Consider the following 6,096-nt stretch of genomic DNA (forward strand, 5'->3'; position numbering starts at 1 on the left):
TTATTGGTTCGATACTCGCGCAATTTTTCCTTGTTCAATATACACAAGTAAAATGGAAATGTCTGCTGGATTTACGCCCGATATACGTGAAGCCTGCCCCACTGAAAGTGGACGAACATCTTTCAATTTCTGTCTAGCTTCTGATGCAAGGCTAGAAATCGCATCATAATCAATATCGACAGGAATTTTTTTACTTTCCATCTTCTTCATACGCTCTACTTGCTGTAAAGATTTTTCGATATATCCTTCGTACTTAATCTGAATTTCAACTTGTTCTGTAACTTCATCACTTAATTCTACTTCACTTGGTACTAAAAGATGGATATGCTCATATGTCATCTCTGGACGACGTAATAAGTCACTTGCACGTATTCCATCTTTCAATTCACTTCCACCAATATTGCGAATTAATTCTTGAACTTCAGGACGTGGTTTAATAATAATGCTACTTAAACGTTCCTTTTCCTGTTCAATTTGTAATTTTTTATTTGTAAATCGCTCATAGCGTTCTTCTTTAATTAATCCAATTTCATGACCAATTTCAGTTAAACGAAGATCCGCATTATCATGGCGTAATAATAGACGATACTCTGCACGAGACGTTAATAAACGATATGGTTCATTCGTCCCTTTCGTTACAAGATCATCAATTAAGACACCAATATAAGCATCCTCACGACCTAAAATAACTTCTTTTTTACCTAAAGAACGACATGCTGCATTAATTCCGGCCATAAGCCCTTGTCCTGCTGCCTCTTCGTAACCAGAAGTTCCGTTAATTTGTCCTGCTGTATATAAATTTTTAATTTTTTTCGTTTCAAGTGTTGGCCATAGTTGCGTTGGCACAATTGCATCATATTCAATTGCATAACCTGTACGCATCATTTCAACATTTTCTAGACCAGGGATTGTTCTAAGCATATCACGCTGTACGTCTTCTGGTAAGCTTGTGGATAAACCTTGTACGTACACTTCTTGTGTGTTACGTCCCTCTGGCTCTAAGAAAATTTGATGACGTGGTTTATCATTAAACCTTACTACTTTGTCTTCAATTGAAGGACAATATCTAGGACCTGTTCCCTTAATCATACCAGAATACATAGCTGAGCGATGTAGGTTTTCATCTATTAAACGATGTGTTTCCGTACTTGTATACGTTAACCAACATGGAATTTGATCCATAATAAACTTTGTCGTTTCAAAAGAGAAAGCGCGTGGCTTATCGTCACCTGGCTGAATTTCTGTTTTACTGTAATCAATCGTATTACTATTTACGCGCGGAGGTGTACCTGTTTTAAATCTAACAAGATCAAATCCAAGCTCCTCTAAATGTTCCGATAAAGTAATAGATGGTTGTTGATTATTTGGACCACTCGAATATTTTAAATCTCCCATAATAATCTCACCACGTAAAAACGTACCAGTCGTAATTACGACTGTTTTTGCTGTATATTCAGCACCAGCTTGCGTAATTACCCCTTTACATTCGCCATCTTCAACGATTAAACGCTCTACCATTCCTTGGAACAACGTTAAGTTTGGTGTTTCTTCAATTGTTTTCTTTAATTCATGCTGGTAAGAGAACTTATCTGCTTGTGCTCGAAGTGCACGTACAGCTGGCCCTTTACCTGTATTTAACATACGCATTTGAATATGCGTTTTATCAATGTTGCGTCCCATTTCTCCGCCTAATGCATCAATTTCACGAACAACAATCCCTTTTGCTGGTCCACCAACAGAAGGGTTACATGGCATAAACGCTACCATATCTAAGTTAATTGTTAACATTAATGTTTTGGAGCCCATTCGTGCTGCCGCAAGACCAGCTTCACATCCTGCATGACCTGCACCGATTACTATGACATCGTATGAACCGGCATTGTATCCCATTGTTTATTCCTCCTAATAATCTCTATCTTTCTGAAACATCACTATATTATTTTCCTAAACAAAATTGAGAGAACAACTGGTCAATTAAGCTCTCATGAACGGTGTCACCAGTAATTTCACCAAGTATTTCCCACGTTCTTGTTAAATCAATCTGCACCATATCAATTGGAACACCATTTTCTATCGCCTCAATTGCATCTCCAATTGTTTTTCCTGCTTGTGTTAATAATTCAATATGTCTCGCGTTAGAAACATATGTTACATCTGCAGAATCAATTGTTCCTTCAAAGAATAAATCAGCGATTGCCGTTTCAAGCTCATCTATTCCCTGTTCCTCAATTAACGACGTTGTAATAACACGATTCCCCGCTGCTAATTCTATAACACGTTCCATATCAATTGCTTGCGGTAAATCTGTCTTATTTACAATAACAATGAAATCTTTTCCTTGTACGGCACGGAATAGATCTTCATCCTCATTCGTTAAAGCTTCGCTATAATTAACTACAACTAACACTAAATCAGCTTGACTCATCATTTCTTTTGAACGCTCTACACCAATTCGTTCAACAACATCTTCTGTTTCACGAATTCCGGCCGTATCTATAAGTTTAAGTGGTACACCACGCACATTAACGTACTCTTCAATAACATCACGAGTTGTTCCTGCAATATCAGTTACAATTGCCTTTTTCTCCTGAACGAGACTATTTAATAGCGATGATTTCCCAACATTAGGTCTACCGATGATTGCAGTAGCAATACCTTCACGTAAAATCTTTCCTTGCTTTGATGTTTCTAATATTTTTGCAATTTCAGCACGAACATGTGTAGCTTTCTCAATTAAAATATTATGTGTCATTTCTTCCACATCATCATATTCCGGGTAATCTATGTTTACCTCAACATGAGCTAACGTTTCTAATATATCCTGACGCAGACGGCCGATTAATTTAGATAATCGTCCCTCCATTTGATTAATCGCTACGTTCATTGCACGATCTGTTTTTGCACGGATTAAGTCCATAACAGCTTCTGCTTGTGATAAATCAATACGGCCATTTAAAAAAGCACGTTTTGTAAATTCACCAGGCTCCGCTAATCTTACCCCTTGCGCTAAAATAAGCTGTAATACTTTGTTTACCGAAACAAGTCCACCATGACAGTTAATTTCTACTATATTTTCACGTGTAAAAGTCCTTGGTGCACGCATAATGGACACCATTACTTCTTCAATAACCTGATTTGTATCTAAATCAACAATATGACCATAATGAATTGTATGAGAAGGAACCTCTGTTAAATCCTTCCCTTTAAAAATACGATTAACTTTTTCAACCGCATCATCCCCACTTACTCGAACAATGGCAATTGCACCCTCTCCAAGCGCTGTGGAAATCGCGGCAATTGTATCAAATTCCATGTCCTTTCACCTCACTTGCTTATTTATCTCTATTTCAACATGATTATTTTCTTCACTAAATTATTAGAATACCATAACGAACCTATCTACAAAAGAATAATAACTCATTTTATTATGTCCTCATGTAAAAAACACTAAACTTATTCACAGTGGATAAGTTTAGTGTTTTTAGTTATCCACACCTATTTTCCCCTCAAAAAAACCGGCACTCAATTGAGTAACCGGTCACTTGGAAGATATTACAACATGTCGATGTGGTTCTTTTCCTTCAGAAGTTGTAATGATATTTTGATGATTAGATAATGCTTGGTGGATAATCTTTCGTTCAAAAGATGGCATAGGCTCCAATACAACTCTTTTTTTCGTACTTACCACTTGTTTTGCTAATCGATAAGAAAGTGCTTCTAACGTAGCTTTTCTTTTACTACGATAATTTTCAGCATCTAATGTGATACCAATGTACTGCTTCGTATTACGATTCGCCACAAGTTTTGTTAAATACTGTAAAGAATTCAAGGTGTTTCCTCTTTTCCCAATTAAAACACCTACATTTTCGCCGTAAATTGTAAATTCAACTTCTCTTCCTTTTACAATTTTACTAATCTCAGCTTCCACACCCATATCGTGAATAACATTTTTTAAATATTCTTCACATTCTTGAATTGGATCTTTCTTCAATACAACTTCTACTACTGCAGGTCGGTTCCCAAATAAACCTAAGAACCCTCTCTTACCCTCATCGATAATATTTATATCTACTCGGTCTTTTGAAACATTTAATTGCCTTAAAGCATCCTGTACTGCCAGCTCGACTGTTTGTCCTTTAGCAGTAATTATACTCACTTGCTTGATCCTCCTGCCTTACTAGCCTTAATTTCCGGCCCTTTGATCAAGTACATTTGAGCGATACCAAAGATATTACCAACAACCCAGTAAAGTGATAATGCAGCTGGGAAGTTAATTGCAAAGATTAAAATCATGATTGGCATTAACCAAATCATCATTGCCATTTGCGGATTTTGACCAGCAGTTCCTGCCATAGCAAGTTTTTGCTGAATAAATGTCGTAATTGCTGCAACAACCGGTAAAATATATAACGGATCTGCTTGTCCTAAGTCGAACCATAAGAATGTATGCTTACTAATTTCTGATGTTCTCATAATCGCATGGTAAAACGCGAATAAAATAGGCATCTGAACAAAGATTGGTAAACATCCTGCTAATGGATTTACACCATTTTTTTGATACAACTGCATCATTTCTTGTTGTAGTTTTTGCTGCGTTGCTTGATCTTTAGAACTATATTTCTCTTTTAACTTCACCATTTCTGGTTGTAACGCTTGCATTGCTTTTGTACTCTTCGTTTGTTTAATCATTAATGGTAATAATGCAAAACGAATAATAAGAGTTGTAACAACAATCGCTAAACCGTAATTACTACCAAATAAGTTGGCAAAATACGTAATTAACTGAGAAAGCGGGTATACGAAGTATTCATTCCAAATTCCAGTGCTTTTTGGTGTAATTGGCTGATTTACTTCACTACAGCCAGCAGTAATCGCCATTAATGCAACAACCATGGCTAGTAAACCTAATTTCTTTTTCAAAGCCTACTCCTCCTTGTATCGGTATGTATATAGTGTAATTCATTTCCTTACGCTACTTTTTTATTCTTTTCATACCAGAGCGTTTAAAGACATGAATTAAGCTTTTCTTCAATTCTTCATATGTCATCTCTGCACAAGGCTTCCTTGCTATTATAACAAAATCTTTTCCAGAATCTATCTCATCTTTTAATTCTGTGATCGACTGGCGAATCATACGTTTAATTCGGTTACGCACTACTGCATTTCCTATTTTCTTGCTGACAGAAAGGCCAATACGAAAGTTTGGCTGCTCTTCTTTATCTAGTTGATACACAACAAATTGACGATTCGCAGTCGATTTTCCTTTTTGAAAAACCGTCTGGAATTCATCATTCTTTTTTATACGATGTTTTTTCTTCATATCAATTGACACTCCTGTAGTTCATCAGCGGAAATTCACTATTATTAGAAAAAAAGACCACTGAACGATCAGTGGTCTACGCAGATAATACTTTTCTTCCTTTACGACGACGAGCTGCTAGCACTTTACGTCCGTTCGCTGTGCTCATACGGCTGCGGAAACCATGTACTTTGCTGCGCTTACGTTTATTTGGTTGGTAAGTTCTTTTCATTATATGACACCTCCCTGAGGAATATCTGTTAAAGACAGTCTTATAAATTATAGTTAATCAACTAGGAAAATGTCAATGGTTCTAGAAATTTTCATCAAATATTCATTTTGAACCTATTCACATACTTTTTCACAGACGCTATATTTCCTTGTGGATAAATGTTTTTTTCTGTTTTTTATATCCACAAACTCTTTTCGTACTTTTACACAGTATATCGTGTTGTGGACAAGTTTATTCCACAAGGTATTGATTTTGTGGATAACTTTCTTAATTTCATTGCTATAGCTACTTTTTTTTGATATTATAGTTGTGTTTTCACTTTGAATAAGTTTTCCACATCATTATCTTATCCACAATTTGTGTATAACATGTGGACAGTTTTAATCACATGTGGGTAAATGATTATCCACATTTGCTTTTTTTGTCGAAAACCCTATCTCATATACAAACGACGTTTTTAGGTTTTAAAATACGTTTCGTATAAATATACATTTTATATTTATTTAGGTTGTACATTTGTTGCGCAACCTTATTCTTTTACCATCTTAGTAAAGGAGGGACACCT

6 protein-coding genes are annotated in these 6,096 nt (G+C 35.9%); all 6 read right to left on the reverse strand.

The features are described 5' to 3' along the window. Positions 1-1,890 carry a tRNA uridine-5-carboxymethylaminomethyl(34) synthesis enzyme MnmG gene (mnmG, locus tag PSR14_RS29430; protein ID WP_000541033.1) on the reverse strand — a complete coding sequence of 630 codons (1,890 nt, stop codon included), beginning with the start codon at positions 1,888-1,890 and terminating at the stop codon, positions 1-3. Between the two features lie 46 nt (positions 1,891-1,936). Beyond that, positions 1,937-3,313: a tRNA uridine-5-carboxymethylaminomethyl(34) synthesis GTPase MnmE gene (mnmE, locus tag PSR14_RS29435; RefSeq protein WP_098486874.1), complete on the reverse strand. Its 1,377-nt coding sequence runs from the start codon at positions 3,311-3,313 to the stop codon at positions 1,937-1,939. Positions 3,314-3,538: 225 nt separating this feature from the next. Beyond that, positions 3,539-4,156 (reverse strand): RNA-binding cell elongation regulator Jag/EloR, encoded by a 618-nt coding sequence (gene jag / locus PSR14_RS29440; RefSeq protein ID WP_000022804.1) that lies wholly within the window; start codon positions 4,154-4,156, stop codon positions 3,539-3,541. After that, entirely contained in the window at positions 4,153-4,920 is a 768-nt protein-coding gene (gene spoIIIJ, locus PSR14_RS29445; RefSeq protein WP_000727745.1) for a YidC family membrane integrase SpoIIIJ, read from the reverse strand. Before spoIIIJ ends, jag begins: the two co-directional genes overlap by 4 nt. 52 nt (positions 4,921-4,972) lie before the next feature. After that, complete coding sequence (gene rnpA / locus PSR14_RS29450) at positions 4,973-5,320, reverse strand: ribonuclease P protein component (protein WP_000726629.1); 348 nt, start codon at positions 5,318-5,320, stop codon at positions 4,973-4,975. 76 nt (positions 5,321-5,396) lie between these two features. Continuing rightward, positions 5,397-5,531 (reverse strand): 50S ribosomal protein L34, encoded by a 135-nt coding sequence (gene rpmH, locus PSR14_RS29455; RefSeq protein ID WP_000831901.1) that lies wholly within the window; start codon positions 5,529-5,531, stop codon positions 5,397-5,399. Positions 5,532-6,096 lie beyond the last annotated feature (565 nt).

Origin of the sequence: Bacillus sp. A01H, assembly GCF_045277205.1 — a bacterium.
Lineage (GTDB): Bacteria > Bacillota > Bacilli > Bacillales > Bacillaceae_G > Bacillus_A > Bacillus_A paranthracis.

Coding starts and splice junctions, on each gene's coding strand:
- mnmE (WP_098486874.1), bottom strand. CDS start 3,313: ATGGAATTTGATACAATTGCCGCGATTTCCACAGCGCTTGGAGAGGGT.
- rpmH (WP_000831901.1), bottom strand. CDS start 5,531: ATGAAAAGAACTTACCAACCAAATAAACGTAAGCGCAGCAAAGTACAT.
- mnmG (WP_000541033.1), bottom strand. CDS start 1,890: ATGGGATACAATGCCGGTTCATACGATGTCATAGTAATCGGTGCAGGT.
- rnpA (WP_000726629.1), bottom strand. CDS start 5,320: ATGAAGAAAAAACATCGTATAAAAAAGAATGATGAATTCCAGACGGTT.